This window comes from Microbacterium sp. ET2 (genome assembly GCF_030347395.1).
Lineage (GTDB): Bacteria > Actinomycetota > Actinomycetes > Actinomycetales > Microbacteriaceae > Microbacterium > Microbacterium albipurpureum.
The window spans coordinates 3,488,519-3,514,572 of sequence record NZ_CP128170.1 but is presented as its reverse complement, the minus strand read 5'-3'; the positions used below and the strand labels follow the sequence as shown (position 1 = coordinate 3,514,572).

Annotated in this window: 24 protein-coding genes; all 24 read right to left on the bottom strand. The window is 70.3% G+C overall.

Translation table 11 applies throughout. The features are described 5' to 3' along the window. Positions 1-35 precede the first annotated feature (35 nt). The 24 genes from QSU92_RS17020 to aroC all read right to left on the bottom strand — a co-directional run bounded on the left by QSU92_RS17020 (position 36) and on the right by aroC (position 26,051). Positions 36-644 (bottom strand): CoA-binding protein, encoded by a 609-nt coding sequence (locus QSU92_RS17020; RefSeq protein WP_422880398.1) that lies wholly within the window; start codon positions 642-644, stop codon positions 36-38. Beyond that, positions 641-1,972: an O-acetylhomoserine aminocarboxypropyltransferase/cysteine synthase family protein gene (locus QSU92_RS17015; protein ID WP_289263740.1), complete on the bottom strand. Its 1,332-nt coding sequence runs from the start codon at positions 1,970-1,972 to the stop codon at positions 641-643. The genes QSU92_RS17020 and QSU92_RS17015 overlap by 4 nt, the downstream gene beginning before the upstream one ends. Positions 1,973-1,997: 25 nt before the next feature. Then, positions 1,998-3,998, bottom strand: a complete 2,001-nt coding sequence (acs, locus tag QSU92_RS17010) for an acetate--CoA ligase (RefSeq protein WP_289263738.1) — start codon at positions 3,996-3,998, stop codon at positions 1,998-2,000. Further along, positions 3,995-4,885, bottom strand: coding sequence for an ABC transporter permease (locus QSU92_RS17005; protein WP_289263736.1), 891 nt, complete (start codon positions 4,883-4,885; stop codon positions 3,995-3,997). The genes acs and QSU92_RS17005 overlap by 4 nt, the downstream gene beginning before the upstream one ends. Beyond that, positions 4,882-5,934 (bottom strand): aliphatic sulfonate ABC transporter substrate-binding protein, encoded by a 1,053-nt coding sequence (locus QSU92_RS17000; RefSeq protein ID WP_289263734.1) that lies wholly within the window; start codon positions 5,932-5,934, stop codon positions 4,882-4,884. Before QSU92_RS17000 ends, QSU92_RS17005 begins: the two co-directional genes overlap by 4 nt. Further along, positions 5,931-6,782 (bottom strand): ABC transporter ATP-binding protein, encoded by an 852-nt coding sequence (locus QSU92_RS16995; protein WP_289263732.1) that lies wholly within the window; start codon positions 6,780-6,782, stop codon positions 5,931-5,933. Before QSU92_RS16995 ends, QSU92_RS17000 begins: the two co-directional genes overlap by 4 nt. 73 nt (positions 6,783-6,855) lie before the next feature. After that, complete coding sequence (gene gmk / locus QSU92_RS16990) at positions 6,856-7,755, bottom strand: guanylate kinase (RefSeq protein WP_289263731.1); 900 nt, start codon at positions 7,753-7,755, stop codon at positions 6,856-6,858. Continuing rightward, the gene (gene pyrF / locus QSU92_RS16985; protein WP_289263728.1) at positions 7,752-8,609 is read right to left on the bottom strand and encodes an orotidine-5'-phosphate decarboxylase; all 858 of its coding nucleotides are present in this window, start codon (positions 8,607-8,609) and stop codon (positions 7,752-7,754) included. Before pyrF ends, gmk begins: the two co-directional genes overlap by 4 nt. Continuing rightward, complete coding sequence (gene carB / locus QSU92_RS16980) at positions 8,606-11,893, bottom strand: carbamoyl-phosphate synthase large subunit (RefSeq protein WP_289263726.1); 3,288 nt, start codon at positions 11,891-11,893, stop codon at positions 8,606-8,608. Before carB ends, pyrF begins: the two co-directional genes overlap by 4 nt. Beyond that, positions 11,893-13,104 carry a glutamine-hydrolyzing carbamoyl-phosphate synthase small subunit gene (gene carA / locus QSU92_RS16975; protein WP_289263724.1) on the bottom strand — a complete coding sequence of 404 codons (1,212 nt, stop codon included), beginning with the start codon at positions 13,102-13,104 and terminating at the stop codon, positions 11,893-11,895. The genes carB and carA overlap by 1 nt, the downstream gene beginning before the upstream one ends. Further along, positions 13,101-13,604, bottom strand: a complete 504-nt coding sequence (locus tag QSU92_RS16970; RefSeq protein ID WP_289263722.1) for a PH-like domain-containing protein — start codon at positions 13,602-13,604, stop codon at positions 13,101-13,103. Before QSU92_RS16970 ends, carA begins: the two co-directional genes overlap by 4 nt. Next, positions 13,601-14,932, bottom strand: a complete 1,332-nt coding sequence (locus QSU92_RS16965; protein WP_289263720.1) for a dihydroorotase — start codon at positions 14,930-14,932, stop codon at positions 13,601-13,603. The genes QSU92_RS16970 and QSU92_RS16965 overlap by 4 nt, the downstream gene beginning before the upstream one ends. Further along, positions 14,929-15,894: an aspartate carbamoyltransferase catalytic subunit gene (locus tag QSU92_RS16960; RefSeq protein WP_289263718.1), complete on the bottom strand. Its 966-nt coding sequence runs from the start codon at positions 15,892-15,894 to the stop codon at positions 14,929-14,931. Before QSU92_RS16960 ends, QSU92_RS16965 begins: the two co-directional genes overlap by 4 nt. Beyond that, on the bottom strand, positions 15,891-16,430 hold the full coding sequence (pyrR, locus tag QSU92_RS16955) for a bifunctional pyr operon transcriptional regulator/uracil phosphoribosyltransferase PyrR (RefSeq protein ID WP_289263716.1): 540 nt from the start codon (positions 16,428-16,430) through the stop codon (positions 15,891-15,893). Before pyrR ends, QSU92_RS16960 begins: the two co-directional genes overlap by 4 nt. A gap of 321 nt (positions 16,431-16,751) precedes the next feature. Then, positions 16,752-17,696: a PDDEXK family nuclease gene (locus QSU92_RS16950; protein ID WP_289263714.1), complete on the bottom strand. Its 945-nt coding sequence runs from the start codon at positions 17,694-17,696 to the stop codon at positions 16,752-16,754. A 358-nt stretch (positions 17,697-18,054) separates the two neighbouring features. After that, a complete protein-coding gene (locus QSU92_RS16945; protein ID WP_289263712.1) occupies positions 18,055-19,626 on the bottom strand; it encodes a Rieske 2Fe-2S domain-containing protein in 1,572 nt (523 codons plus the stop codon). A gap of 99 nt (positions 19,627-19,725) precedes the next feature. Beyond that, the gene (gene guaD, locus QSU92_RS16940) at positions 19,726-21,138 is read right to left on the bottom strand and encodes a guanine deaminase (protein ID WP_289263710.1); all 1,413 of its coding nucleotides are present in this window, start codon (positions 21,136-21,138) and stop codon (positions 19,726-19,728) included. Between the two features lie 22 nt (positions 21,139-21,160). Then, entirely contained in the window at positions 21,161-21,571 is a 411-nt protein-coding gene (gene nusB, locus QSU92_RS16935) for a transcription antitermination factor NusB (RefSeq protein WP_289263708.1), read from the bottom strand. A gap of 16 nt (positions 21,572-21,587) precedes the next feature. After that, positions 21,588-22,148, bottom strand: coding sequence for an elongation factor P (gene efp, locus QSU92_RS16930; RefSeq protein WP_289263706.1), 561 nt, complete (start codon positions 22,146-22,148; stop codon positions 21,588-21,590). Positions 22,149-22,240: 92 nt separating this feature from the next. After that, entirely contained in the window at positions 22,241-22,699 is a 459-nt protein-coding gene (gene aroQ / locus QSU92_RS16925) for a type II 3-dehydroquinate dehydratase (protein ID WP_289263705.1), read from the bottom strand. Continuing rightward, positions 22,696-23,241, bottom strand: coding sequence for a GNAT family N-acetyltransferase (locus tag QSU92_RS16920; protein WP_289263701.1), 546 nt, complete (start codon positions 23,239-23,241; stop codon positions 22,696-22,698). The genes aroQ and QSU92_RS16920 overlap by 4 nt, the downstream gene beginning before the upstream one ends. Beyond that, the gene (gene aroB / locus QSU92_RS16915) at positions 23,238-24,314 is read right to left on the bottom strand and encodes a 3-dehydroquinate synthase (protein WP_289263699.1); all 1,077 of its coding nucleotides are present in this window, start codon (positions 24,312-24,314) and stop codon (positions 23,238-23,240) included. Before aroB ends, QSU92_RS16920 begins: the two co-directional genes overlap by 4 nt. Next, on the bottom strand, positions 24,311-24,835 hold the full coding sequence (locus tag QSU92_RS16910; protein WP_289263697.1) for a shikimate kinase: 525 nt from the start codon (positions 24,833-24,835) through the stop codon (positions 24,311-24,313). Before QSU92_RS16910 ends, aroB begins: the two co-directional genes overlap by 4 nt. Next, on the bottom strand, positions 24,819-26,051 hold the full coding sequence (gene aroC, locus QSU92_RS16905; RefSeq protein ID WP_289263695.1) for a chorismate synthase: 1,233 nt from the start codon (positions 26,049-26,051) through the stop codon (positions 24,819-24,821). Before aroC ends, QSU92_RS16910 begins: the two co-directional genes overlap by 17 nt. Positions 26,052-26,054 lie beyond the last annotated feature (3 nt).

The window sequence follows — 26,054 nt, the reverse complement described above, 5'->3', positions numbered from 1 at the left end:
CGGGGCGGACGGCTGAGCCGCGCCATCCCTCCATTCTACAGGTCGGCGCGCCGGCTGAGCAGCTGCCGGCGTGAGCTGATCACCCCGGTGTCGAACCCCGCGAGGTGGAGTCCCCCGTGGAACCGCGCGTGCTCGATCTTGATGCACCGGTCCATGACGACCGACAGTCCGGCCTCCTCGGCGATGGCGGCGGCACCCTCGTGCCACGAGCCGAGCTGCAGCCACAGCGTCTTCGCACCGGCAGCCACCGCCTCGGCTGCGACGCCCGGAAGGTCGTCGTGCCGGCGGAAGACGTCGACCAGGTCGGGAGCCACCGGCAGATCCGCCAGCGACGCGTACGCGGGCCGGCCGAGGATGGAGTCGGCGCGGGGATTGACGAAGTACACGTCGTGCGGTGCGCTTCCCAGCAGATAGGTCGCGACGAAGAAGCTCGCCCGCGCCGGGTTGTCGGAGGCGCCGACGATGGCGATCGATCGTGTGCGGCGGAGGATCTCGAAGCGTTCCTGCGGGCCGGGACCCTGCCACGTGCGACCCGGCACCGCGGCGGAGGGCAGCACGCACGCCGCGCCATCCGCGGTGACGGGCTGGTCAGCCGGCGCCGCCGTCGGCCGGGCAGCGGGCAGGGCACAGGACAGATCGGTCATCGGGTCGCTCCCGTCGCGGCGGTCAGGGCCTGGTCGAGGTCCCAGAGGATGTCTTCGGGGTCTTCCAGACCCACGGAGATGCGCACGAGGTCGGCGGGGACGCCGGCCGCACTCAGCTGCTCGGCGCTCAGCTGCTGATGGGTGGTCGAGGCGGGGTGGATGACGAGGGTGCGTGCGTCACCGATGTTGGCCAGATGCGAGGCGAGCTGAAGCGAATCGATGAACCGCTCCCCCGCCGCGCGCGCCGCATCGGGGTCGATCTCGTCGCCGGATCCCTGCGGCCGGATGCCGAAGGCGAAGACCGAGCCCGGGCCGAGCGGGAGATACCGTTTCGCGCGCTCGTGGTGGGGATGCCCGGGAAGCCCCGCCCAGGTTGCGTAGGAGACCCGCGGGTCCGTGTCCAGCCACTCGGCGACGATCCGTGCTCCGGCCAGGTGGGCGTCGATGCGCTGCGGGAGCGTCTCGACCCCCTGCAGGAGCTGGAAGGCCGACTGGGGGCTCAGCGCCGGCCCGATGTCGCGCAGCTGCTCGCTGCGGAGCTTGGTGAGGAAGCCGTACTCGCCGAAGTTGTCCCACCACCGGATTCCGCCGTACGAGGCCACCGGCTCGGTCATCTGCGGGAACCTGCCGTTCCCCCAGTCGAACGTGCCCTTCTCGATCACCACTCCGCCGAGGGTCGTCCCGTGTCCGCCGAGGAACTTCGTCACCGAGTGGATGACGATGTCGGCGCCGTGCTCAAGAGGGCGCGCGAGGTAGGGCGTCGCGAGGGTGGAATCCACGACCAGCGGGATGCCGGCGGCGTGGGCGACCTCGGCGAGTCCTTCGATGTCGGCGATGGAGCCTGAGGGGTTGCCGATCGTCTCGACGTAGAGCACCTTGGTCTCTGGGCGGATCGCGGCGGCGTAGTCGGCCGGTTCGGTCGAGGCGACGAAGGTGGTCTCCACACCGAAGCGCCGGAGCGTGACATCCAGCTGGGTGACCGTCCCTCCGTACAGCTGAGCCGACGCGACGACGTGGTCACCGGCGCCGACGAGGGCGGCGAAGGTGATGAACTCCGCACTCATGCCCGACGCCGTCGCCACCGCGCCGATGCCCCCCTCGAGTGAGGCGAGGCGCTCCTCGAGCGCCGCGACGGTGGGGTTGCCGATGCGCGAGTAGATGTTGCCGTACTTCTGCAGGGCGAAGAGGTTCGCGGCATCCTTGGCGCCCTCGAAGACGAACGAGGTGCTCTGGTAGATCGGCACGGCGCGGGCGCCGGTGGCGGCGTCGGGCGTGCCGCCGGCATGCAGGGCGCGGGTGCGGAAGCCGAAGCGGTGGTCGTCAGTCATGGGTCCTTTTCCGAGAGGCGAGCGGTCAGTGGGCGGCGAGGGTCGCGGCGATGGCTGCGACGGCCTCGGGATTCTGCAGGGACGTGGTGTCGCCGAGCGGCGCCGGTGCGCGACCGGCACGCCGGTCGAGGTCGGCCTCCCAGAGCTGGGCGAGGAGACGCCGGAGGATCTTGCCCGACCGGGTCTTGGGGAGCTCCGGCACGCACACGACACGGTGGGGCCGGGCGACCGGCCCGATCGCCCGGGCGACCTCGTCGCGCAGGACGGCCTCATCGGGTCTCGCGTCGCCGGCGGCGACGGCGAAGACGACGACGCGCTGACCGGTCACCGGGTCGGCGACCCCGGTCGCACCCGCCTCCGCGACGTCGTCGCGGGCGACCAGGGCCGACTCGATCTCGATGGTCGACAATCGGTGCCCCGAGACGTTCACGACGTCGTCGAGCCGGCCGAGGATGCGGATGTTGCCCTCCTCGTCAGAGGTCGCGCCGTCCCCGGCGACGTAGTAGCCGCCCCACTCGCCGCGGCCGGCGAAGGTCGACCAGTAGGCACTCCGGTATCGTGCCGGGTCGCCCCACACGGTGCGGGCCATGCCGGGCCACGGACATCGCACCACGAGGGTGCCCGACCCGCCAGGGCTGATCTCGGCCCCGTCGTCATCGACCACCGCGACGTCGATGCCGGGGAGCGGCCGGGAGGGTGAGCCCGGCGCGAGGGTCGTCGCCCCCGGAAGCGGAGCCACCATCGCGGCACCGGTCTCGGACTGCCACCAGGTGTCGATGACGGGGAGTTCCCCCCGCCCGAAGGTCTCGCGGAACCACAGCCACGCCGCGGGGTTGATCGCCTCCCCCACCGTGCCGAGCAGGCGCAGGCGCGACAGATCGAAGCCCGCGGGAAGGGCGTCGCCGAACCACGCCATGAAGGTGCGGATGAGGGTGGGTGCGGTGTAGTACACCGTCACGCCGTAGCGCTCGATGATCTCCAGGTGCCGCGTGCGATCGGGGGTGTCCGGCGTTCCCTCGTAGATGACCTGCGTGAGACCGTTCGAGAGCGGTCCGTAAAGCTCGTAGGTATGCGCGGTGACCCACGCGAGGTCGGCGGTGCACCAGTGGACGTCATCGGCCTTGGCGTCGAAATGCGCCCAGTGGGCCCACGACGCCTGGGTCAGATACCCGCCGGAGGTGTGCACGAGCCCCTTGGGCCTGCCGGTCGTCCCCGACGTGTAGATGATGAAGAGCGGATGCTCCGCATCGACGTCGCTCGCATCGTGCACGTCGGGCTGCGCGGCCATGATCTCGTGCCACCAGAGGTCGCGTCCGGGTGTCCACGACACGTCGTGCCCGGTGCGGCGGACCACCAGCACGTGCTCGAGCGAGGGAAGACCCGCCGCCGCGGCATCCGCGGTCGACTTCACCTCCACGGCGCTCCCACGGCGGAACTGTCCGTCGGAGGTGACGAGCAGCTTCGCCCCGGTGTCTTCGAGGCGGAAACGCAGCGCCTCGGCGGAGAAGCCGCCGAAGACGAGGGAGTGGACGGCGCCGATCCGTGCGCAGGCGAGCGCGACGACCACGGTCTCGACGAGCACCGGCAGGTACACCACCACCCGGTCGCCCGCCTCGACGCCCAGCGCGGTGAGCGCATGCGCGGCACGCGCGACCTCCCGCTGCAGGTCGGCGTATGTGACCCGGCGCCGATCCCCCGGCTCCCCCTCGAAGTAGAGCGCCACCGTGTCGCCGCGGCCGGCTGCCACATGCCGGTCGACGCAGTTGACCGCGACGTTCAGGCGTCCGCCGCCGAACCACGTCGCCGAGGGGATCACCGCGGGATCATCGCGATCGGGTGGCGTCCACGTCAGCGTCCGGTGCCACGGCGTCGTCCACTCCAGGCGTCGGGCGGCTTCCTCCCAGAAGCCGAGGGGGTCGGCGGCACCCCGCTCGTACGCCTCGGCCGTGACATTCGCCCGTGCGGCGAGATCCGTGGGCGGCGCGAAGCGCAGCGCGGAGTGATCGAGGGTCTCGGGGGTGGTCACGCCCACCGCCGCAGGAGCCGCTTCTGCACCAGGCTGAGGATCGCGTTCGAGAGCGCACCGAGGAGGGCCAGGAGCACGATCGTCAGGAGGATGCGGTCCACCCGACCGGTCTGCTGCGAGATCGTGAGCAGGAACCCGAGCCCCATCGCCGCGCCGAGGAGCTCGGAGGCGACGAGGAAGAGCCACGCCTGCGCCATCCCGAGGCGCAGGCCCGAGATCAGGGCCGGGAGGACGGCGGGGAGTTGGACGGTGCGGAAGAGATCCCAGCCGCGCAGGCTGAAGGACCGCCCCATCTCGACCAGGTGCGCGTCGACGTGACGGAGGGCACCGGCGACGGTGGTGAACACCGGGAAGAAGGCGCCGATCGCGATGAGGGTGACCTTCGACTCCTCGCCGATGCCCATCCACAGCAGCAGCAGGGGAACGAGCGCCAGCGACGGGATGGCGCGCAGCGCCGCGAGCGAGGGACTGAGCAGCACGTCGCCGGTACGGGTCAGGCCCACGAGCGCTGCGGCGGCGATGCCGACCACCGAGCCCAGCGCGAAGCCGAGGAGGACGCGCTGCACCGAGATCGCGATGTTCAGCCACAGCTCACCGGTCTGCGCCATCTCGAGCGCGGCGGTGACCACCGTCGCGGGCGGCGGCAGCCGATAGGCGGGGACGGCGCCGGTGCTCGAGGCGACCTGCCAGGCGAGGAGGAGGAGGGCCGGGACGACGAGACCGCCGATGACGCGGACGCCGGGCCGGGCCCAGAACTCACGGCGCGCGGACGCCCCCGTCGCCGCAGCGACGGGGGCGGTGACCGGAGCGGCCGTCGCGGACGCCGCGTCCTGATCGGGGTCGTGATCGAGCGTCGTGGCGCGATCGAGGCGGACGCCGGTGCTCACTGATCCTCCGTCGCGGTGCGGGCGAAGCTGTCGTCGACGAGGGTGGCGAGGGCCTCGTCGACCGCGGCCTGACCCCCCTGGATCGAGCCGGACTCGACGAGGACCGGACCGATCTTCTCCAGCACCGCCAGCTGGTCGTCGCCGGGGATGCCGCTGACATCGAGGTTGGAGCGCTCGGTGATCACCGTCTCGGCGACGGCGAGGTCGATGCCGGCGACCTCGGCCAGGAGCGCCGCAGTCTCCTCGGGGTTCTCCAACGCCCAGGCACGGGCCTCTTCGTAGGCGTCGACGACGACCTGCGCGACATCGGGGTGGTCGGTCAGGAACTCCTCGGTGGCGTTGAGGAAGCCGTAGGAGTTGAAGTCGACGTTCCGGTAGAGAAGCTCGGCGCCGGACTCCGCCTCGGCGGCGGCCATGATCGGGTCCAGGCCCGCCCAGGCATCGACCGACCCGGCGTCGAGGGCGGCGCGCCCGTCGGCGTGCTGGAGGTTCTGCAGCTGGATGTCCGAGACCGTCAACCCTTCCGTCTCCAGCGCCTGGAGCAGGAAGAAGTAGGGGTCGGTGCCCGGGGTGGCGGCCACGGATTTCCCGGCCAGGTCGGCGACGGAGGAGATGTCGCTTCCCTCGGGCACGACGAGGGCCGACCACTCGGGCTGCGAGTAGATGTCGATCACCTTGATGGGCGATCCGTTGGCGCGCGCGAGCAGTGCCGCCGACCCCGCCGTCGACCCCACGTCGATGGATCCCGCGCGCAGGAATTCGTTGGCCTTGTTCGAACCCGCCGACTGCACCCACTCGACGGTGACGTCGTCGCCGAGCGCCTCTTCGAGAAGCCCCTGGTCCCGCACGATGAGGCTGAGGGGGTTGTAGGTGGCGAAGTCGATCGACAGGGTGTCGGTGGACCACTCCACGCCCTCGGCCCCGGCCGAGCCCCCGGCATCGGCGTTGCTCGCGCCGGCGCTCTCCCCCGCGAGGCAGCCGGTCGTGGCGAGCATGATCGTCCCGGCGATCGCGAGGGCGGGAAGGGTGCGGCGGACGATGGTGCTCATCGGATCTCCTCGGCGGGGGTGCGGATGTCGGGTGTGCTGTGGTGTGTGTCGACGCCGAGTCCTTCGAGGAGCTCGGCGCGCAGGGCGGTGAAGTCGTGGGCGGCGCGGTCGCGCGGGCGCGAGCCCGGCACCTCGACGATGCGCGCGATCGAGGACGCCGCGGAGTCGTCCAGGGAGCGCAGCAGCAGTACGCGGTCGGCCAGGTACAGCGCCTCCTCGACGTCGTGCGTGACGAGGAGGACGGTGGTGGGCCGCGCGGCGTGGATCTGCAGCAGCAGGTCCTGCATGCGCAGGCGCGTGAGGGCGTCGAGAGCACCGAAGGGCTCATCGAGCAGGAGGACCTCGGGACCCCGGGCCAGCGCCCGGGCGAGGGAGGTGCGCTGGGCCATGCCGCCGGAGACCTCGCGCGGGCGACGGTCGGCGGCGTGGCTGAGACCGACGAGGTCGAGGAGTTCGGCGACGCGGTCTCGGCGCTCCGACCCGCGGATCCCGCGAGGAAGTCCGAGGGCGACGTTGTCTGCGATGGTGCGCCACGGCAGCAGGCGCGGTTCCTGGAAGGCCACCGCGGTGCGCTCGTCGGTGTCGCGGACGGGCGCGGCGTCGAGCTCGATCACACCCGAGGTCGGAGTGTCCAGCCCTGCGAGGAGGCGCAGAAGCGTCGACTTGCCGCATCCGGACGGCCCCACCACGGCCACGATCTCACCGGGCGCGAGCGTGAGGTCCACACCGCGCAGCACCGGCAGCGGCGCGGGCGTCGGGAACGTCCGAGCCACCCCGGCGACGCGGACCGCGCCGCGCGATGCGCGGCCTGACGGCACGTCGGCGACGCGGGAGTTCGGGATGGGCATGTCCCCACCCTGCCCACCCGGCATCGATATGACACATCGGACGTAACGTTGTGAAACGTCCGCGTCCGCCGGATCAGCGTGCGGCGAGCGAAACGACCTCTGATGCCGCCCGGGCGACGTCGTCGTTGACCACGCGGTAATCGAACTCCGACTGCGCTGCCAGTTCGACCCGCGCGGTGCGCAGACGCCGGGCGCGCTCCTCGGCATCCTCGGTGCCGCGCCCCACGAGCCGGTTCACCAGTTCGTCCCAGCTGGGTGGCAGGAGGAAGACGAGCGTCGCCGACGGCTCGGCGGCCCGGACCTGCCGTGCCCCCTGCAGATCGATCTCGAGCAGCACGGTGCGGCCCTGCGCCAGGGCCTCCTCGATCGGCCGGCGGGGGGTGCCGTAGCGGTGGGAGTTGTGCACCGTCGCCCATTCGAGGAGCTGGCCTTCCGCGATGAGCCTGTCGAACTCGACATCGCCGACGAAGTAGTAGTGCTCGCCGTCCCGCTCCCCCGGTCGCGGCCCGCGCGTGGTCGCGGAGACGGACAGCAGGATCTCGGGGTGGTGCGTCTTGATGTGCGCCGCGACCGTCCCCTTCCCCACCGCCGTCGGGCCGGCCAGCACGATGAGGCGACTGCGACCCGTCCGCGGCGCGGGCTCGGGCCACCGCTCGTCGAGGAAGGCCGTCAGGTCGCGACGTTGGCGGGCGCCGAGCCCGCCGAGTCGCTTCACCGGCGAGATGGCGAGGGATTCGAGGATCCGGTCGCGCTTGCCCTCCCCGATGGCCGGAAGGGCGGTGAGGAACTCGGTGACGCGCAGCGTCCCGGCAGGCGAATCCGGAGCAGCGAAGGCACGGCGGGTGAGCTCCTGAGGCGAGATGATGCGCGTGGCCAGATCGCGCTTGAGCGCGGCGCGGGCGCGGCGCGCGGCAACCGCCCGCTCCGAGGCGGCGCGGCGGTCGACCTCGGGAGGGCGACGGGACGAGATCACGACCGTCCCTCCCGGTACAGGGCCCGCCGCTGCTCGATCCGGGAAGCGAGGTCGGCCGGTCCGGCGGACAGGATGCTGCGGCTCTCGCTGGCGAGGACGTTGCGCGACAGAGCACCGAACAGGCGCGACAGGTCGGTGGGCTGAGCACCTTGCGCGCCGAATCCGGGCGCGAGGAGAGGTGCGCCGCGCAGCAGGTCGTCGGTGAGGCCGAGTTCCCACCGGTCCACCGTCGCGCCCACCACGAGTCCGATCGGACCGAGGTCACCGGTGAAGGCGGCCGAGCCGTTCACCCACGTGACGTCGCGGGCGACCCGGGCGGCGACCGTCTGGCCGTCATCCGCCGCCACATCCACGGGGTGCGCGGTCTGCAACGGCGTCGCTTCGGGATTGCTGGTGGCAGCCAGCACGAAGACGCCCTTCCCCGCACGGACCGCCCCGGTCAGGGTCTCGCGGAGGGAATCGGGTCCGAGGTAGGCACTGACGGTGAGCGCGTCGGCCTCCAACGGTGAGCCGGGGGTCAGCCAGGCGGCCGCATACGCGGCCATCGTGCTGCCGATGTCGCCGCGCTTGGCGTCGGCGATGACGATCAGCCCCGCCGCACGCGCGGCGGCGAGCGTCTCCTCCAGCGCCGCGAACCCGCCGGCCCCGAATCTCTCGAAGAACGCCACCTGGGGCTTCACCACGCCGACGCGCCCGGCCGCGGCGTCGACGGTCCGCAACGCGAAGTCGCGAACCGCGGCAGCGGTGTCACCGAGGCCCCACTCGGCGAGGAGGTGCGCGTGAGGGTCGATCCCGACGCAGAGGGGGCCGTGGGTGTCGAGGGCCGCGCGCAGACGTTCGGCGAAACCGGTCACCGGGCCTCCGCCCGATCGGCGGCGTACTCCTGCAGGCTCCGCACCGCGAACCCCTCACGCAGCACGGGGAGGGCGCTCACGGCGGCACCGAGCACCGCCATGGTGGTGAACAGCGCCTTGTCGGCCGCGACCGCCGCTGCGCGGATCTCGTAGCCGTCGGCACGCGCGAGCCCCCCGCTCGGGGTGTTCACGACGATGTCGATGTCGCCGGCGTTGATGAGGTCGACGATGTTCGTCTCCCCCGTCGTCTGCGTGGCGGAGTACTTGTTCACCACGCGCACCTCGATGCCGTTGCGTCCGAGGATCTCCGCCGTCCCCTCGGTGGCGACGAGGTCGAAGCCGAGCTCCTGGAGGCGGTGGGCGGGGAGGATCACGGCGCGCTTGTCACCGTCGGCGACCGAGATGAAGACGGTCCCCGTCAGCGGCATCCCGCCGTAGGCGGCCTCCTGACTCTTGGCGAACGCGGTCGGGAAGTCGCGATCGATGCCCATGACCTCGCCGGTCGAGCGCATCTCGGGTCCGAGCACCGAGTCGACGATCTGTCCGTCGCGGGTGCGGAACCGCTTGAACGGGAGCACCGCCTCCTTCACCGCGACGGGCGCTCCGAGGGGCACGCGCGAGCCGTCGGCCTCGGGGAGCAGGCCCTCGGTGACGAGCTCGGCGACCGTCGAGCCCGCCATGATGCGGCTGGCGGCTTTGGCGAGCGGGATCCCGAGCGCCTTGGAGACGAACGGCACCGTGCGGCTCGCGCGCGGGTTCGCCTCGATGACGTAGAGCACCCCGGCGCTGATCGCGAACTGCACGTTCAGCAGCCCCCGCACCCCCACGCGGTGGGCGATGGCGAGCGTCGCCTCGCGAACCCGGTCGATGTCGCTGCGGCCGAGCGACATCGGCGGGAGCGCGCAGCTGGAGTCGCCGGAGTGGATGCCGGCCTCTTCGAGGTGCTCCATGATGCCGCCCACGTACAGCCGGTCGCCGTCGTAGAGGGCGTCGACGTCGATCTCGATCGCGTCGTCGAGGAACCGGTCGACCAGGAGCGGCATCCCCGGCCCGATGATCGCCTGATCGGCGATGCGCACGAAGTAGTCGCGCAGGCTCGAGGTGTCGTAGACGATCTCCATCCCGCGGCCGCCGAGGACGAAGCTCGGACGCACGAGAACCGGGTACCCGATCTCCTCCGCGATCGTCACGGCCTGCTCGACGTCGATCGCCGTGCCGTTGCGCGGCGCAAGGAGGCCGGCGTCATCGAGGAGGCGGGAGAACAGCTCCCGCTCCTCGGCGAGCTCGATGGCTGCGGGGCTCGTGCCGAGGATCCGGTACCCGGCATCCTCGATGCCCTGGGCCAGACCCAGCGGCGTCTGCCCGCCCAGCTGGCAGATGACGCCGAGGATCTCCCCCGACTGCGACTCGGCGTACAGCACCTCCAGCACGTCCTCCAGGGTGAGCGGCTCGAAGTACAGCCGGTCGGAGGTGTCGTAGTCGGTGGAGACGGTCTCGGGATTGCAGTTGACCATGATGGTCTCGAATCCGGCATCGGCGAGCGCGAACGATGCGTGGACGCACGAGTAGTCGAACTCCACGCCCTGCCCGATGCGGTTCGGGCCCGAACCGATGATGACGACCTTGGTGCGCTCCGACGCGGCGATCTCGGTCTCGGCGTCGTAGCTGGAGTAGTGATACGGCGTCAGCGCCGGGAACTCCCCCGCACAGGTGTCGACGGTCTTGTACACCGGGCGGATGCCGAGCCCGTGACGGGTGCCGCGCGTTTCGGCCTCGGTCATCCCGCGCAGCTGCGCGATCTGAGCGTCGCTGAAACCGTGATCCTTCGCCTGCCGCAGCGTCGCCTCATCCAGCTCCGGCGCGTCTCGGATGAGGTCCGCCACCTCATTGATGAGCACGATCTGATCGAGGAACCACGGATCGATCGCCGTGGCGTCGAACGCCTGCTCAGGGGTGGCACCCAGGCGGAGCGCCTGCTGGACGAGGACGATGCGCCCATCGGTCGGGGTCTTCGCGCCTTCCAGCAGCTCCTCCACCGATCGGGACTGCGGACCCCAGTGGAAGCTCGAGCCGCGCTTCTCCAGCGAACGGAGCGCCTTCTGCAGCGCGGTGGTGAAGTTGCGACCGATCGCCATCGCCTCGCCCACCGACTTCATGGTGGTGGTCAGCGTGGTGTCGGCAGCCGGGAACTTCTCGAAGTTGAAGCGGGGCACCTTCACCACGACGTAGTCCAGCGTCGGCTCGAAGCTCGCCGGGGTCACGCGGGTGATGTCGTTCGGGATCTCATCGAGGCGGTACCCGATGGCGAGCTTGGCGGCGATCTTCGCGATCGGGAAGCCCGTGGCCTTCGAGGCCAGGGCGGAGGAGCGCGACACCCGCGGGTTCATCTCGATCACGATGATGCGGCCGTCATCGGGATTCACGGCGAACTGGATGTTGCAGCCACCGGTATCCACGCCCACGGCGCGGATGATGTCGATGCCGATGTCACGCAGCTTCTGATACTCGCGGTCGGTGAGGGTCAGCGACGGCGCAACGGTGATCGAATCCCCCGTGTGCACCCCGACGGGGTCGACGTTCTCGATGGTGCAGACCACGACGGTGTTGTCTGCGGTGTCGCGCATGAGCTCGAGCTCGTACTCCTTCCACCCGAGGATCGACTCCTCCAGGAGCACCTCGTGGGTGGGCGAGTCGTGCAGGCCCGCACCCGCGATGCGGCGGAGGTCGGCCTCATCGAAGGCGAAGCCGGATCCGAGGCCTCCCATCGTGAACGAGGGGCGCACGACGAGGGGGTAGCCGAGTTCGGCGGCGCCGGCGAGCACCTCGTCCATCGTGTGGCAGATCCGGCTCGCCGCGACATCCGCACCCGCCTCGATGACGAGCTCCTTGAACACCTGCCGGTCCTCACCCTTGCGGATCGCATCGACCTTGGCGCCGATCAGCTCGACGCCGTAGGCGTCGAGGATCCCCTTCTCGTGCAGCGAGATGGCGGCGTTCAAGGCCGTCTGGCCGCCGAGCGTGGGAAGGATCGCATCGGGCTTCTCCTTGGCGATGATCGTCTCGAGCACCTCGGCGGTGATCGGTTCGATGTAGGTCGCATCGGCGAAGTCGGGGTCGGTCATGATCGTCGCCGGGTTGGGGTTGACCAGGATGACCCGCACCCCCTCGGCTCGCAGGACCCGGCACGCCTGGGTTCCGGAGTAGTCGAACTCGGCAGCCTGGCCGATCACGATCGGGCCGGACCCGATGACGAGGACGCTGTGGATGTCGTCGCGCTTGGGCATCAGTGGTTGCTCTCCTGGACGTTCGCGGCGCCGGGTCGGGTGTCACGATGCGCGCGCACCATGTCACGGAACCGGTCGAACAGATAGTTGGCGTCGTGTGGACCTGCCGCCGCCTCGGGGTGGTACTGCACCGAGAAGGCGGGGATGTCGAGGGCACGCAGCCCCTCGACGACGTTGTCGTTCAAACCGATGTGGCTCACCTCGACCCGCCCGTACCCCTGTGGGCTGTCGAAGGAGCCCTCCAGCGGCGCGTCGACGGCGAAGCCGTGATTGTGAGCGGTGATCTCCACCCTGCCGGTCACCTTGTCGAGCACCGGCTGATTGATGCCACGGTGGCCGAAGGGCAGCTTGTAGGTGCCGAGGCCGAGAGCGCGGCCGAGAAGCTGATTGCCGAAGCAGATGCCGAAGAAGGGCAGCCGGTCATCCAGCACGGCGCGCAGCAGCTCGACGTGATCGGCCGAGGCCGCGGGGTCGCCGGGCCCGTTGGAGTAGAACACCGCGATGGGGTCGATGGCGCGGATGTCGTCGATCGTGGCGTTCTGCGGCAGAACGTGAACGTCGAAACCCCGGTCGGCGAGGTTCACAATCGTGGCCTGCTTGACGCCGAGGTCGAGCACCGCGAGGTTGCCGAGGCGCTCACCTCGTGCGGGTGTGACCTCCACGGCCCCGACCGACACCGTCGAGGAGAGGTTCTGGCCCGTCATCTCGGGGGCCTCCTTCACCAGGCGGAGCTGCTCCTCGGCGTCCCAGCCGGCGGCTTCGCCGGAGAAGATCCCTCCGCGCATGCTTCCGGCGGAGCGGATGTGACGGGTGACGGCCCGCGTGTCGATTCCGCTGATGCCGACGATCCCATCGGCGGCCAACGCCTCGTCGAGCGATCGCTCGGAGCGCCAGCTCGACACCACACGCGCGGGATCGCGGACGATGTAGCCGGCCACCCAGATGCGCCGCGACTCGACATCTTCGGAGTTCATCCCGGTGTTGCCGATGTGAGGGGCGGTCTGCAGCACGATCTGGCCGGCGTACGACGGGTCGGTGAGGGTCTCCTGGTAGCCGGTCATCCCGGTGGAGAAGACGACTTCGCCGAGGGTGGTGCCGCGCGCGCCGTAGGCGCGCCCGGTGTGGCGGGTGCCGTCCTCGAGCACGAGGACGGCGGGGGCGGCGGCGAGGAGCGCGCCAGCGGGGAGCGCTGAGGTGGGAAGCGCAGTCATGTGTCGTCTCCAGTCGGGGCAACGATGGGTCGGATGGCGGTTGCAAGAGCCTGCGCGGAGGCTTCCTGCGGCCGGAAGTAGGAGTCGACGGGCGTGCCGTCGTCGAGCCGCCAGACGAGGCGGGTGAGGCCGCCCGACTCGACGACGCGGTCGATGGCGACGGTCGCCTGGTCGACGGCGGCGAGGCGGGCGGTGGCGAGGAAGAGCCGGGGGGCGCCGTCGAGATCGAGGGCGACGCCGCCGTCGGTGACGGTGACCTCACCACGCGCGCGGAAGCCCAGGTGTCGGATCGCGAGACGCTCGAGCGGTTCGTCGTGGCGCGTGGTGGCGACGTACAGCACGCCGAAGCGCGCGAGCTCCGCCGCGGTCTCGGGCGGTGTCCCCACGGGCGCAGCGAGCCCCGCATCACGACGCGATCGTCGGCGCCAGGCCCAGAGAAGGAGGAGGAGCACGACGACGACCCCGGCCAGGGTGACGATGAGTGCACCCTCGCGGGTCATGCGTGCACCCCCGGTGTCTCGAGCACGTCCCCGTCGACGACGGTGAGCACGCCTCGGTGGAGTGTGACGCGCACCTCGCCCGGCAGGGCGCGGCCGAGGTAGGGCGAGTTCTCACTCCGCCCCCGGAGGTCCTCCGTGGTGAACGGGCGCGCAGCGGCGGGGTCGTAGAGGGTCAGCGACGCCGGCTGGCCGGCGGTCAGCGGCGTCCCGGCTCCCGGGAGACGGCCGATGCGGGCCGGGGCTGCGGACATCACCCGGGCGACGTCGTCCCATCCCAGCATCCCGGTGTTCACCATCGCCTCGTGCACCACCCGCAGCGCACTCTCGAGTCCGACCATTCCGTTGGCCGCCGCCTGCCACTCGCACGCCTTCGCCTCGGCGGGGTGCGGGGCGTGATCGGTGGCCACGATGTCGATCGTGCCGTCGGCGAGTCCTTCCCGCACGGCCCGGACGTCATCGTCTCGGCGAAGCGGCGGGTTGACCTTGAACCGCGCGTCGTAGCCGCGGACGAGCTCGTCGGTGAGCAGCAGGTGGTGGGGTGTGACCTCGGCGGTCACGGCCACCCCCCGGCGCTTCGCCCACCGGATGATGTCGACCGACCCGGCTGTGGAGAGGTGGCAGACGTGCAGGCGCGAGCCGACGTGCTCGGCCAGGAGCACGTCGCGGGCGATGATCGACTCCTCCGCGACCGCGGGCCAGCCCGCCAGACCCAGCTCCGCCGACACCGCCCCCTCGTTCATCTGCGCGCCCTCGGTGAGCCGCGGATCTTGCGCATGCTGCGCGATGACGCCGTCGAACGCCTTGACGTATTCCAGCGCGCGGCGCATGATCAGCGGATCCCAGACGCAGAACCCGTCGTCGCTGAACACCCGTACGCGCGCTCGGGAGTGGGCCATCGCGCCGAGCTCGGCGAGGCTTTGGCCGCGCTGCCCGACGGTGACGGCGCCGATCGGCTGGACCGTGGCGTACCCGGCGGCCTCGCCGAGCGCGAGCTCCTGCTCGACGACGCCGGCGGTGTCGGCCACGGGCGAGGTGTTCGGCATCGCGAACACGGTGGTGTAGCCGCCGGCGGCTGCAGCACGCGAGCCGGTCAGAACGGTCTCGGCGTGCTCGAACCCGGGTTCGCGCAGGTGCGTGTGGAGGTCGACGAGACCCGGCAGGGCGATGAGCCCGTCCGCATCGATGACGGTGGCACCACTACGCGTGAGACCTGAGCCGACCTCGGCGATGATGCCGTCCTCGACGAGGATGTCACCTCGCCCATCGCCCAACGGCGCGGCACCGCGGATCAGCAGGGTGGCCGGGATGGCGGAGTGAGGGGCGCTCATCGTCCGTCCTCTCTCTCGTCGTCGCGCTCGCCGGCCAGCAGGAGGTACAGCACGGCCATCCGCACGGACACACCGTTGGTCACCTGCTCGAGCACCGTCGATCGCTCGGAATCCGCGGCTTCGGCGGCGATCTCCAGCCCCCTGTTCATCGGGCCGGGGTGCAACACCATCGTATCGGGCGGAAGGGCTGCGACCCGTTGCCGTGACAGGCCCCAGACCCGCGCATACTCCCGCTCCGTCGGGAAGTAGGCCGCACGCATCCGCTCGAGCTGGATCCGCAGCATCATCACGGCATCGGGACCGTCGGCGATGGCACGGTCGAGGTCGTACTGAACCGTGACCGGCCAGCCCGAGACATCCTGCGGGATGAGCGTGGGTGGAGCGACGAGGGTGAGGTCCGCCCCGAGGGCCGTGAGCAGCCAGACATTGGAGCGGGCGACCCTCGAGTGGAGGATGTCGCCGACGATCGTCACGCGGACGCCGTCGAGCCCACGGCCGCGACTGGCGGCACCGAAGCGGCGCTTGCGGATCGTGAACGCGTCGAGGAGCGCCTGTGTGGGGTGCTCATGGGTGCCGTCGCCGGCGTTGACCACTCCGGCGGTGATCCAGCCGCTCGTGGCGAGGGTCCGCGGCGCGCCGGACGCACCATGACGGATGACGACCGCGTCGGCGCCCATCGCCTGCAGGGTCTGCGCGGTGTCCTGGAGCGACTCGCCCTTGGACACGCTCGAGCCCTTGGCAGAGAAGTTGATGACATCGGCGGAAAGGCGTTTGGCCGCCGCTTCGAACGAGATGCGGGTGCGGGTGGAGTCCTCGAAGAAGAGGTTCACCACCGTCTTGCCGCGCAGCGTCGGGAGCTTCTTCACCTCGCGGCGCTGGGTGTCGGCCATGTCCTCGGCGACGTCGAGGATGCCGATCGCCGCCTCCCGGTCGAGGGTCTTGGTGTCGAGCAGGTGCCTCACGCCGCACTCCCCTCGATCGAGACCGAGTCCTCGCCGTCGATCTCGCGAAGGCGCACGTACACCCGCTCTTCACGGGCGCTCGGGAGATTCTTGCCGACGAAGTCGGGGCGGATCGGCAGCTCGCGATGCCCGCGATCGACCAGGGTCGCCAGGCGCACGGCGGCCGGGCGACCGATGTCCTGGAGCGCATCGAGGGCCGCCCGGATGCTCCGACCGGAGAAGAGCACATCGTCCACCAGCACGACCACGGCCCCGTCGATTCCGTTCGGCGGAATCTGCGTGGGGTGGGGCGCCCGGGTGGGATGACGGTGCAGGTCGTCGCGGTACATCGTGACATCCAGAGCCCCGACGGGAACGGGGGCGCCGCCGAACTCGGTGACGAACGCGGCGATGCGTTCCGCGAGGGGAACGCCGCGCGTGGGGATTCCCAGGATGACCAGGCCCTGGGGTCCCTTGTTGGACTCGAGGATCTCGTGGGAGATCCGAGTCAACGCCCGAGTGATGTCGGCGTCGTGCAGCACGGTGCGCACGGTCATCCGCCGCTCCCTTCTCCGCCTCACGGGACGGATTTAAAGGTTGCCGGTTACTGTTCCCCACTCTACCGGAGCTGCCTTCCGCACCCGGCGCGGGCTCCCGCTCGCCGCCATTTCCTCTGCGAATCCCCCTCTCGCGGCGCCGCCGTCCCCCGACTCCGTTCCCCCGCACGCCTCGCCGCCGCCGCTCCCGCTCCCTGCGCCGCACCCCCGGCCAAAGCCCGTTCATCCGTCGGAGATGTACACACCAAGGGCCGTCCGGCGCACATCTGTGACGAATGAAGAGCGGATGCGGCGTGCACCGCGCCTGCGGACGGCCGACCGTCAGCGGCGCGTGCTCAGCGCGACGCGGACGCGGTCGACGTACTGCAGCGGGTATCGGAAGAGTTGATCGCGCGCGACCCGGATGACTCGCCACCCTGCATCCATGAGCCGCTCGTGCTTCTCCAGATCGCGCTGCCACTGCGCGGAGTCGGTCCGGTGCTGATCGCCTTCGTACTCGATGGCGATCCGCAGCTGCGGGTACGCGAGGTCTACGCATCCAAGGAACTCCCCCGCCGCGCCGTACACGTCGTGATCGGTCACCGGTTCGGGAAGTCCGCCATCCACGAGCAGCAGCCGCGCCCAGGTCTCGGGCCGCGACGCGACACCGGTGCGAATCCGCTCAAGCGCTTCGCGGAGCACGTCAGCACCGAGCCGTCGACCCGAACGGGCCGCGCGGCGGAGCTCTTCGAGGTCGGCCTGCGCGGGACTGATGACGTGGCCGAACGGCCCGGCCACACGCGGAGACCGCACGAGGGCATCACCGACCGCGATGAGGTCGTACGCGCTGATCATCGGCGCGAGCATCGCCCAGGTGGTGGCGGGATCCGACACGGGAATGCCGAAGTGTGGGTGCCTCACGACCGTGACGAGGTCCGGGCGAATCTGATGCCCGACGGTGCCGGCAGCCCGAGGTGCTCGACCGGGCGTGCTGACGTGGATCCGCGTATCGGCCAGGACGGGCAGCGGCAGGTCCCACAGGAGCGCCGCCGTCGTGTGGCTGAAGCAACCGCCGTCGTTCATCCGGACGCTGAAGCGGAGCGCCGCCTCGACGATCGCAGCGCGCTCGCGCGCGAGTAGATGCACCTCCGCGCGGACGGGACGAGGTTCCGCGCGGACTCCGTAGAACGGCCTTTCCAGCTCGGCACGGTCTCTTCGGCGGCGCGAGATCCCTCGCGTCCGCGCGTCCGCCACGGTGAAGGCCCCTCGCTGCGCGCCTGCATCCATCCGACCAGGGTGCCCGGCCCGCCATCCGTGCCTCTGGCGTTGTCCACAGCCCGGCTTCATCCGTCGAAGATGTACGCGCGAACCCGCTCCGAACGTACATCTTCGACGGACGAACGGGCGCGGGAGGCGCTGGCGTGGAAGGACGCGCGGTCCCGCGCTGCGCGACGGGATTGGCCGGGCGGCACGGCAAGGGCACCCGCCGACGGTTCGTTCGTCGCAGATGTACACGTTTCACGGTTGGCGGCGTACATCTTCGACGAACGAACGGATGCTGAACGGCACCGGAGCGACGGCGGGGACCGCAGGCGACGGCGCGGACCTCAGACGGCGCGGACCACAGGCGACGACCCGGCGCGGGTCAGGCCGCGGGAGCCTCGGCGCGGTCCGCGGACTCGTCGGCCTGACTGGCCCGGATCGGGTGGCCCTGCGAGGTCAGGCACTTGCCCGAGGTGAGGTCCCACTTCCAGTCGTGGAGACTGCACGTCAGTACGCCGTCCTCGACCTTGCCGGTCTTCGACAGATCGGCGCGCAGGTGCGGGCAGCGCCGCTGCACGACCCAGTCGGCGAGGCGGATGTCCTCCGAGACGTCGGACTGCTCGGCGTACCAGTTCTCCACGTACTCGATGCGGTCCCGTGACAGGCACTTCAGGAACGTCGTCAGGAACTCGTTGAACTTGCCTGAGCGACCGACCTCGAACTGCATCGACAGGAAGATCGAGTTCGACCAGTCGATCTCGTGGTCGCGGATGTTGGTCGACACGAGGTCGGCGGGAATCGTGTACCAGTAGATGCACTCTTCGCCGTCGTATTCGCGCACTTTCGCACGCGGGAAGTCGACGACCATGTCCAACTCGCCGATCCGGAAGCGCACGTTCCCTCCGACACCGTTGCGGATGGTGCGGGCCCGACGCAGCAGCGGCTCCCACCACTCCTTGATGGCCGCGAGCATCTCGTCCGGCGCGAGCACGGGCGCGCGGGTGGCCTCCTCCGCGGCGATCTCCTCCTGCCGTGCGTCGCGCTGCTCGGCGAGGTAGGCCCACTTGTCGTCGAAGATGCGGTCGATCTCGGCCTCGGTGTAGAGCGTCTGCGCGACGGTCAGCTCGCCGCCGTTCATCTCCACGACCGTCCCGGGAACGAACTCGTACCCCTTCTGATCGGGACGCACGTCGGCCATGTGCCGGAGGAACTCCCGCTGGTCGGTGAAGATGGCGTCGCCGTCCAGGCCCTGTCCGTTGTACTTGAAGAGGGCCTCGCGCAGGAACATCGGCGGCCCCGCCATGGGGAACACGTGCTCCGCGTCGACCTTCTCGATGTAGTACATCGCCCGCTTGTTCTGCGCGTCGCGCTTCAGGCGGGCGAAGTTCCGCTTCGCATCGGCCTCCAGGTCGTAGACCATCGGCCACCAGATCGCGCCGGAGACCTGGGTGAAGTACGCCTCGGGCTTGGAGAACGCCATCAGCTTCTCCAGATCCAGTGGGTGGGAGTCGTTCTGATTCAGGATGCTGGCGGTGCCGTCGTCGACCGACAGCGACGAATCCCCGATCGGGCCGTCGCTCGGTGCGCGCAGCGGCGTGACCATCAGCTGCAACGGTCCGAACTCCAGCGGCACCCCCGCCTGGGTGAAGACGATGTTGTCGTAGCCGAGGCGCCGGAGGTCCTGCTCGAGGTCATCGGTGGGGTACTCCGGAAGGAGGACCCGGATGTCCTTCGGCACGTACCGCTCGAGCAGCGCCGGGTCGAAGTGGTCGCGGTGCCGGTGGGAGATGTAGAGGAAGTCGGCCTTGCCGAAGCTCTCCCAGTCCAGGGCCCGGTTGTCGGGGAAAGGAAACCACGAGCCGAAGAAGGTCGGTCCCATGACGGGGTCGCAGAGGATGCTGCCACCGCGCGTCTCGATGAACATTCCCGCGTGCCCGAGGCCTGTGATCCGCATGCGTCTCCTCCGTTTCGAACCGGAGCGATTCTACGCGGGTCGCCTCCGCATCGGCCGAGCGAGCGAGCCCGCGGCGCGGCGGCGCGGCATCCGCCCTCCTCAGTCGGCCCCGTCGACGACGTCCCGCGAGTAGACCCGGTCGCCCATCACCCAGGTCTCGGCGATGGCCCGGTCATCGCCCACCATCATGATCGCGAAGAGTAGCTCGGCGGCGTGTTCGACGGTCGTGGGCGCGGCGTCGCCCCCGGTGAGGCCGGCTCGCCAGCGCACGGCCGCCGGGCCGCCCTCCCCGTCCAGGACGACGAAGTCGGCCTCCTTGCCGATGTCGAAGTTGCCGACCTTGTCACCCAGCCGCAGCGCCTCCGCACCCCCCAGGGTCACGGAGTAGAACGCGCGATACGGAGAGAGCCTGTTCCGTTCGGCTTCGGCGGCATCCTGCCGGGAGGGGTCGATGCTGCCGTCGAGCTGGGTGTTGTTGAGCATCCCGACCTTGTACGCATCCTCGAGCACGTTCAGCATGCTGAAGCGGTTCCCGCCGCCCACGTCGCTTCCGAAGGTCAGCAGCACCCGATGCTCGGGGTCGGTCGCCCGTCCCAGCCGGAACAGGCCGCTTCCGAGGTAGAGATTGGAGCACGGACAGAACGTCACGGCGGCGCCGGCCTCGGACAACCGGCGGAACTCGCCGTCGGTGAGCCAGACGCCGTGCCCGCCGGTGAACTTGGGGCCGACAAGTCCGTACTTCTCATACACCTCGAGGTAGTCCGCGCAGTCGTCGTGAAGCTCGAGCACGCCCCGGATCTCGGACGGGTTCTCGGAGATGTGCGTGTGCACCCACACGTCGGGGTTCTCCGCCTTCAGTCGCGCGCACGCGGCGAGCAGATCCTTCGTCGCGCCATAGGCGAAGCGCGGCGTGATGGCGTACGAGCTCCGGCCGACGCCGTGATATCTCCCGATGAGTTCCGTCGCCGCGGCGTAGAACTCGTCGGCCGTCGTGGTGAACCACTCGGGGGCGTTCGCGTCGATGGCGGTGATGCCGGTGATGATGCGCACGTTCCGGCGCGCGGCCTCTTCGAAGACGACCTCCGTCGTGACGGGCTGCGCCGTGGTGAAGGCCTGACAGGTCGTGGTACCGGAGGCGAGGAGCGTGTCGAAGAATCGGCGCACACCCTCCTCCGCGTACTCCCGGTCGAAGTACCGGCGCTCCTCCGGGAACACCCACTTCTCCAGCCAGGGCAGAAGCTGCTCGCCGTAGGACCCCAGGATCCGGGTCTGCGGAATGTGGATGTGCCCGTCGATGAAGCCCGGGAGGATGAGCCGACCGGAGATCTCGATGATCTCCGTCGACGGATGGCGGGCCACGACATCGTCGTACGGTCCGAAATCGAGGATGATCCCGTGGTCGTCGACGACGAGCAGACCGTCGGCGAAGAAGCGCGTCGCGGCCTGCTCGTGGCCGACATGTCGCCACGGGTCGTCGACGAAGTCGAGGAACGCTCCCCTGATCGCACGCACGCCGGTACCCGTGACCGGTCGGCTAGGCCGCGCGGGAGATACGGCCGAGGACGCCGTGGACGAATGCCCCGGAGTCGTCGGTGGAGAACTCCTTCGCGAGCTCCACCGCCTCGTCGATGGCCACCGCGGCGGGGACGGCGTCGTTGTACAGGATCTCCCAGGCACCGATCCGCAGGAGCGCACGGTCCACGGCGGGCATCCGCGCGAGCGACCAGTCCTTGGCGAACGTGGTGATCTGCTCGTCGATGTCGTCGCGCTGATCGATGATGCCGTCGACGATCTCCCGGGCGTACAGCCACGACGTTTCGCGAGCGGGTTCACTGGCGGCGCGCTTGGCCTCGGCCGCCAGGATCACCCCGAGGTCTTCACCGCGGACGTCAGCCTGGAAGAGGATGTCGAGCGCGCGCTTGCGCGCTTTCGTGCGGGCACTCATCGGGTGCTGTCCGCGCTCAGTTCACGCGACCGAGGTAGTCACCGGTGCGCGTGTCGACCTTCACCTTGGTTCCGGTCTCCAGGAACAGCGGAACCTGGATCTCGTAGCCGGTCTCGACCGTGGCGGACTTCGTTCCGGCCGACGAGCGGTCGCCCTGCAGACCCGGCTCGGTGTAGGTGATCTCGAGCACCACCGACGCCGGCAGGTCGAGGTAGAGGGGGGTGCCGTTGTTCAGCGCGATCGTGACCTGCTGGTTCTCCAGCAGGAAGTTCTTCGCGTCGCCCACGGTGGCGGCAGGGACGTTGACCTGGTCGTAGTCGCTCAGGTCCATGAAGACGAAGCTGTCGCCGTCGTTGTACAGGTAGGTGAAGTCACGGCGGTCGACGTTCTCGATCTCGACCTTGGCACCGGCGTTGTAGGTGCGGTCGACGACCTTTCCGGTCACGACGTTCTTGAGCTTGGTGCGGACGAACGCCCCGCCCTTGCCGGGCTTGACGTGCTGGAACTCCACGACGCTCCAGAGCTGTCCGTCGATGTTGAGGACGACGCCGTTCTTGATGTCTGCGGTCGATGCCATTGCGCTGATCGGATCCTTCGAAGTGCGGGCGATGTGCCCCGGAGGCGTTGCGGCCGAACGGCCGACCACCGATTCTACGTGACGATCGGTCCTCAGCCCTCGGCCTGACCGGTCAGGAGGTCGATCAGCAGGCGCGTCGCGGTGCGGTAGCCCTCGATCCCCTCCCCCATGACGTGGATGGATGCGACGTCGGCGACGTAGGAGTGATGGCGGAAGGGCTCGCGGGTGCGGATGTCGGAGATGTGGATCTCGGCGACCGGGAGCGCGACGCCCGAGAGGGCATCACGGAGGACGACCGAGGTGTGGGTGAGCCCCGCAGGATTGATGACGATGCCGGCGCAGTCCTCCCTCGCCGCGTGGATCGCGTCGACGAGGACACCCTCGTGGTTGCTCTGGACGGCTCGCACCTCGAATCCCCGCTCCGCCGCCGTCCGCTCGACGAGGTCCTCGACATCGGCGAGGGTCTGCGTGCCGTAGACGGCGGGCTCCCGGACTCCCAGGAGGTTGAGGTTCGGTCCGTTCACCAGCAGAAGGCGTCGGTTCGTGGTCATCTCGTTCTCCCCAGGGGTTTGCGCATCTCGATCTCGGGCCCGATGGCGCTGGTGAATTCGACGCCCGTGGGCACGAAGCCGATCCGCCGGTACACCGCTCGGGCGCGTGCATTGTCGCGGTGCACGTCGAGGGTGAGGGCGTCCGCGCCGTTCTCGGCGGCCCAGGCCCCGGCCGCGTCGATCAGTCTGTCCAGCAGGCCCGCGCCGCGTGCGGCCGGGACGATGAAGACCCCGACCACGTCGGCGCGGGGCGCGTCCACCGCACGTCCGAGATGGTCGCGATCGCCCGAGGTGCGAAGCAGCACGCTGACCGACCCGACCCAGGCGTCGCCGTCGACGGCGACGAACTGCGCCGCGTCCTCACCGAGGGCCGCCCCGGCGGCGCGATCGCGCCATGCCGCGTCGTCGCGCTCCCGCTCCTGCTCCAGGGTGGTGAGGAAGGCCAGCGATGCGTCGGGATCGCTGACGGCGGCCATGCGGAGGTCGCGGATCTCGGCCCATTCGTGCAGGCGGACCCGGCGCACCTCCGCCCGTGACCTCACCCCGCGACCTCCTGATACGCCGCGAAGAGCAGCGACTCGTCCGGGGCCTGCAGCACCGTGGGCCGGGCGATGTCATCGAGCACGATGAAGCGCAGCATCCCGCCGCGGCTCTTCTTGTCGCGCTGCATCGTCGCCAGCAGCTGCGGCCAGGCGCCCGCCCGATAGGTCAGGGGAAGACCGAGGGCACCCAGGATGTCGCGGTGACGCTGCACCGCGTCATCCGAGAGGCGCCCCGCCAGGCGCGACAGCTCCGCGGCGAACACCATGCCGACAGAGATCGCCGCGCCGTGGCGCCAGCGGTAGCGTTCGGCGTGCTCGATCGCGTGACCGAGGGTGTGCCCGTAGTTGAGGACCTCTCTCAGGCCCGCCTCGCGAAGATCCTCCCCGACGACCCGCGCCTTCATCTCGATGGCCAGTTCGATCGAGCGTCGGAAACCGGATGTCGACGGATCCACCACACCCTCGGGGTCGGCCTCGATGAGGTCGAGGATCTCGGGGTACCAGATGAACCCGGCCTTGACGACTTCGGCGAATCCCGCGACCGCCTCGTTGCGCGAGAGGGTGACGAGCAGGTCGAGGTCGCACAGCACGGCGCGCGGGGGCCAGAACGCACCGACGAGGTTCTTGCCCTCGGCGGTGTTCACTCCCGTCTTGCCGCCGACGGCGGCATCGACCATGCCGAGCACTGTGGTCGGCACCTGCACGATCGGCACGCCGCGCAGCCACGTCGCAGCGACGAAACCCGCGAGATCGGTGACCGCTCCTCCGCCGAATCCGATGACGGCATCAGTACGTGTGAAATCGGCCTGCCCCATGATCTGCCAGCAGAAGGCGGCGACTTCGATGCGCTTTCCCTGTTCGGCGTCGGGGATCTCCGCCAGAAGCACCTGGCGTCCGTTCCCGATCGACCCGCGCAGCTGCTCCGCCTGCGCGGACAGCGTCGGCGGATGCACGATCAGCACCTTCTGCGCGTCGGCGGGAAGGGCGTCGGCCAGCCTCGGCAGGATCCCGCGTCCGACCGTGACGTCGTAGGGCGCCGCACCTGCGACGGTGATCACCGTGGCGTCGGTCATGCTCTCTCCTTCTGCGGGGCCTCGGCCCACGCGACGATGGCGTCGACGACCTCCTGCAGGGGTCCGCTCGAGGTGTCGAACGTCGCATCCGCGAGTCGCCGGTAAAGGGGGAGGCGCTCGGCGAGGATCGCGTTCCACCGGGTCATGGGGTCTTCGTCCTGCAGAAGCGGCCGTGCGGTGTCGCGCAGGCGATGGGCGACGACGCGAGGCGCGACGGTCAGGAGAACCACCCGGTGCCTCTCGAGATCGCGCTGGGTGTCGGGGTCGAGCACCGCTCCCCCGCCGAGCGACACGACGCCGCCTGCGCGAAGCGCGACAGCGACGGTCTCACGCTCGAGGCGGCGGAACTCCGCTTCTCCCCGCTCGGCGAAGATGCGCTCGATGGGCCCGTGCTCGCGGGTGATCCCGGCATCGGTGTCGGTGAAGGGCACGCCGAGGCGACGCGCGACCCTCTTCCCCAGGCTCGTCTTACCCGCCCCCATCGGGCCGATGAGGACGATCGCCTCAGACGGCGAGGTCATCGTGGGCGGCGATCGCCGGATCGCTCTCGCCGACCGTGCGCAGGGTGTCGGGGATGCCGGCGACGTAACTCTCGAGGTTGCGAAGGGTCTCGCCGACGCTGTCGCCGCCGAACTTCTCCAGGACGACCTCGGCGAGGACGATGGCGACCATGGCTTCGGCGACGACTCCGGCGGCCGGCACCGCGCAGACGTCCGAGCGCTGGTGGTGTGCCGCTGCGGCCTCCCCCGTGGCCACGTCGATCGTCCGCAGGGCGTGCGGGACCGTGGCGATGGGCTTCATCCCGGCGCGCACGCGCAGAACGGTGCCGGTGGACATGCCCCCCTCGGTGCCTCCCGCACGATCGGTGCTGCGGGTGATGCCGGCTTCGCCGGCGAAGAGTTCGTCGTGCGCCTGGGATCCGCGGCGGCGGGTGGTCTCGAAGCCGTCGCCGACCTCGACGCCCTTGATCGCCTGGATGCTCATGAGTGCCTGGGCGAGTTTGCCGTCCAGTCGCCGGTCCCAGTGGACGTGCGAGCCGAGGCCCGGCGGCAGCCCGTAGGCGAGCACCTCGACCACGCCGCCGAGCGTGTCGCCGTCTTTACGTGCGGCGTCGACCTCGGCCACCATCCGCTCGGACGTTGCGGGGTGGAAGCAGCGCAACGGATCGGCGTCGAGGATCTCGAGGTCTTCGGGCGTCGGCAGCGGCGCGTCGTCGGGGGTGCGCACGGGCCCGATCGAGAGCGTGTGGCTGACCAGCTGGATGCCGAGCTCGGCGAGGAACCCGCGCGCCAGCGCCCCCAGAGCCACCCGCGCCGCGGTCTCCCGAGCGCTCGCCCGTTCGAGGATCGGACGGGCCTCGTCGAATCCGTACTTCTGCATGCCGACGAGATCGGCGTGACCCGGACGAGGGCGCGTCAGGGCGGCGCCGCGGCCGCGCGACATCTCGGTGAGCTCCACCGGCTCCGGACTCATGACCTCGGTCCACTTCGGCCACTCGGTGTTGCCGATGCGCAGCGCGATCGGGCTGCCCAGACTGTAGCCGTGGCGGACTCCTGCGGAGATCTCCAGGGCGTCGGCTTCGAACTTCATCCGCGAACCGCGCCCGTACCCGAGGCGCCGACGGGCGAGGTCGGCCTGAATGGCGGCGCGGGAGACCGGGACGCCGGCGGGGAGACCCTCCATGATGGCGACGAGTTCGGGGCCGTGGGATTCCCCGGCGGTGAGCACGCGAAGCATGGG

What these genes read in the sequence shown, in the direction of transcription:
- QSU92_RS17020 (WP_422880398.1), bottom strand. Translation starts at nt 644, where the DNA reads ATGACCGATCTGTCCTGTGCCCTGCCCGCTGCCCGGCCGACGGCGGCG.
- QSU92_RS17015 (WP_289263740.1), bottom strand. Translation starts at nt 1,972, where the DNA reads ATGACTGACGACCACCGCTTCGGCTTCCGCACCCGCGCCCTGCATGCC.
- QSU92_RS17000 (WP_289263734.1), bottom strand. Translation starts at nt 5,934, where the DNA reads ATGAGCACCATCGTCCGCCGCACCCTTCCCGCCCTCGCGATCGCCGGG.
- QSU92_RS16995 (WP_289263732.1), bottom strand. Translation starts at nt 6,782, where the DNA reads ATGCCCATCCCGAACTCCCGCGTCGCCGACGTGCCGTCAGGCCGCGCA.
- carB (WP_289263726.1), bottom strand. Translation starts at nt 11,893, where the DNA reads ATGCCCAAGCGCGACGACATCCACAGCGTCCTCGTCATCGGGTCCGGC.
- carA (WP_289263724.1), bottom strand. Translation starts at nt 13,104, where the DNA reads ATGACTGCGCTTCCCACCTCAGCGCTCCCCGCTGGCGCGCTCCTCGCC.
- QSU92_RS16970 (WP_289263722.1), bottom strand. Translation starts at nt 13,604, where the DNA reads ATGACCCGCGAGGGTGCACTCATCGTCACCCTGGCCGGGGTCGTCGTC.
- QSU92_RS16965 (WP_289263720.1), bottom strand. Translation starts at nt 14,932, where the DNA reads ATGAGCGCCCCTCACTCCGCCATCCCGGCCACCCTGCTGATCCGCGGT.
- pyrR (WP_289263716.1), bottom strand. Translation starts at nt 16,430, where the DNA reads ATGACCGTGCGCACCGTGCTGCACGACGCCGACATCACTCGGGCGTTG.
- QSU92_RS16950 (WP_289263714.1), bottom strand. Translation starts at nt 17,696, where the DNA reads ATGGATGCAGGCGCGCAGCGAGGGGCCTTCACCGTGGCGGACGCGCGG.
- QSU92_RS16945 (WP_289263712.1), bottom strand. Translation starts at nt 19,626, where the DNA reads ATGCGGATCACAGGCCTCGGGCACGCGGGAATGTTCATCGAGACGCGC.
- nusB (WP_289263708.1), bottom strand. Translation starts at nt 21,571, where the DNA reads ATGAGTGCCCGCACGAAAGCGCGCAAGCGCGCGCTCGACATCCTCTTC.
- efp (WP_289263706.1), bottom strand. Translation starts at nt 22,148, where the DNA reads ATGGCATCGACCGCAGACATCAAGAACGGCGTCGTCCTCAACATCGAC.
- aroQ (WP_289263705.1), bottom strand. Translation starts at nt 22,699, where the DNA reads ATGACCACGAACCGACGCCTTCTGCTGGTGAACGGACCGAACCTCAAC.
- aroB (WP_289263699.1), bottom strand. Translation starts at nt 24,314, where the DNA reads ATGACCGACGCCACGGTGATCACCGTCGCAGGTGCGGCGCCCTACGAC.
- QSU92_RS16910 (WP_289263697.1), bottom strand. Translation starts at nt 24,835, where the DNA reads ATGACCTCGCCGTCTGAGGCGATCGTCCTCATCGGCCCGATGGGGGCG.
- aroC (WP_289263695.1), bottom strand. Translation starts at nt 26,051, where the DNA reads ATGCTTCGCGTGCTCACCGCCGGGGAATCCCACGGCCCCGAACTCGTC.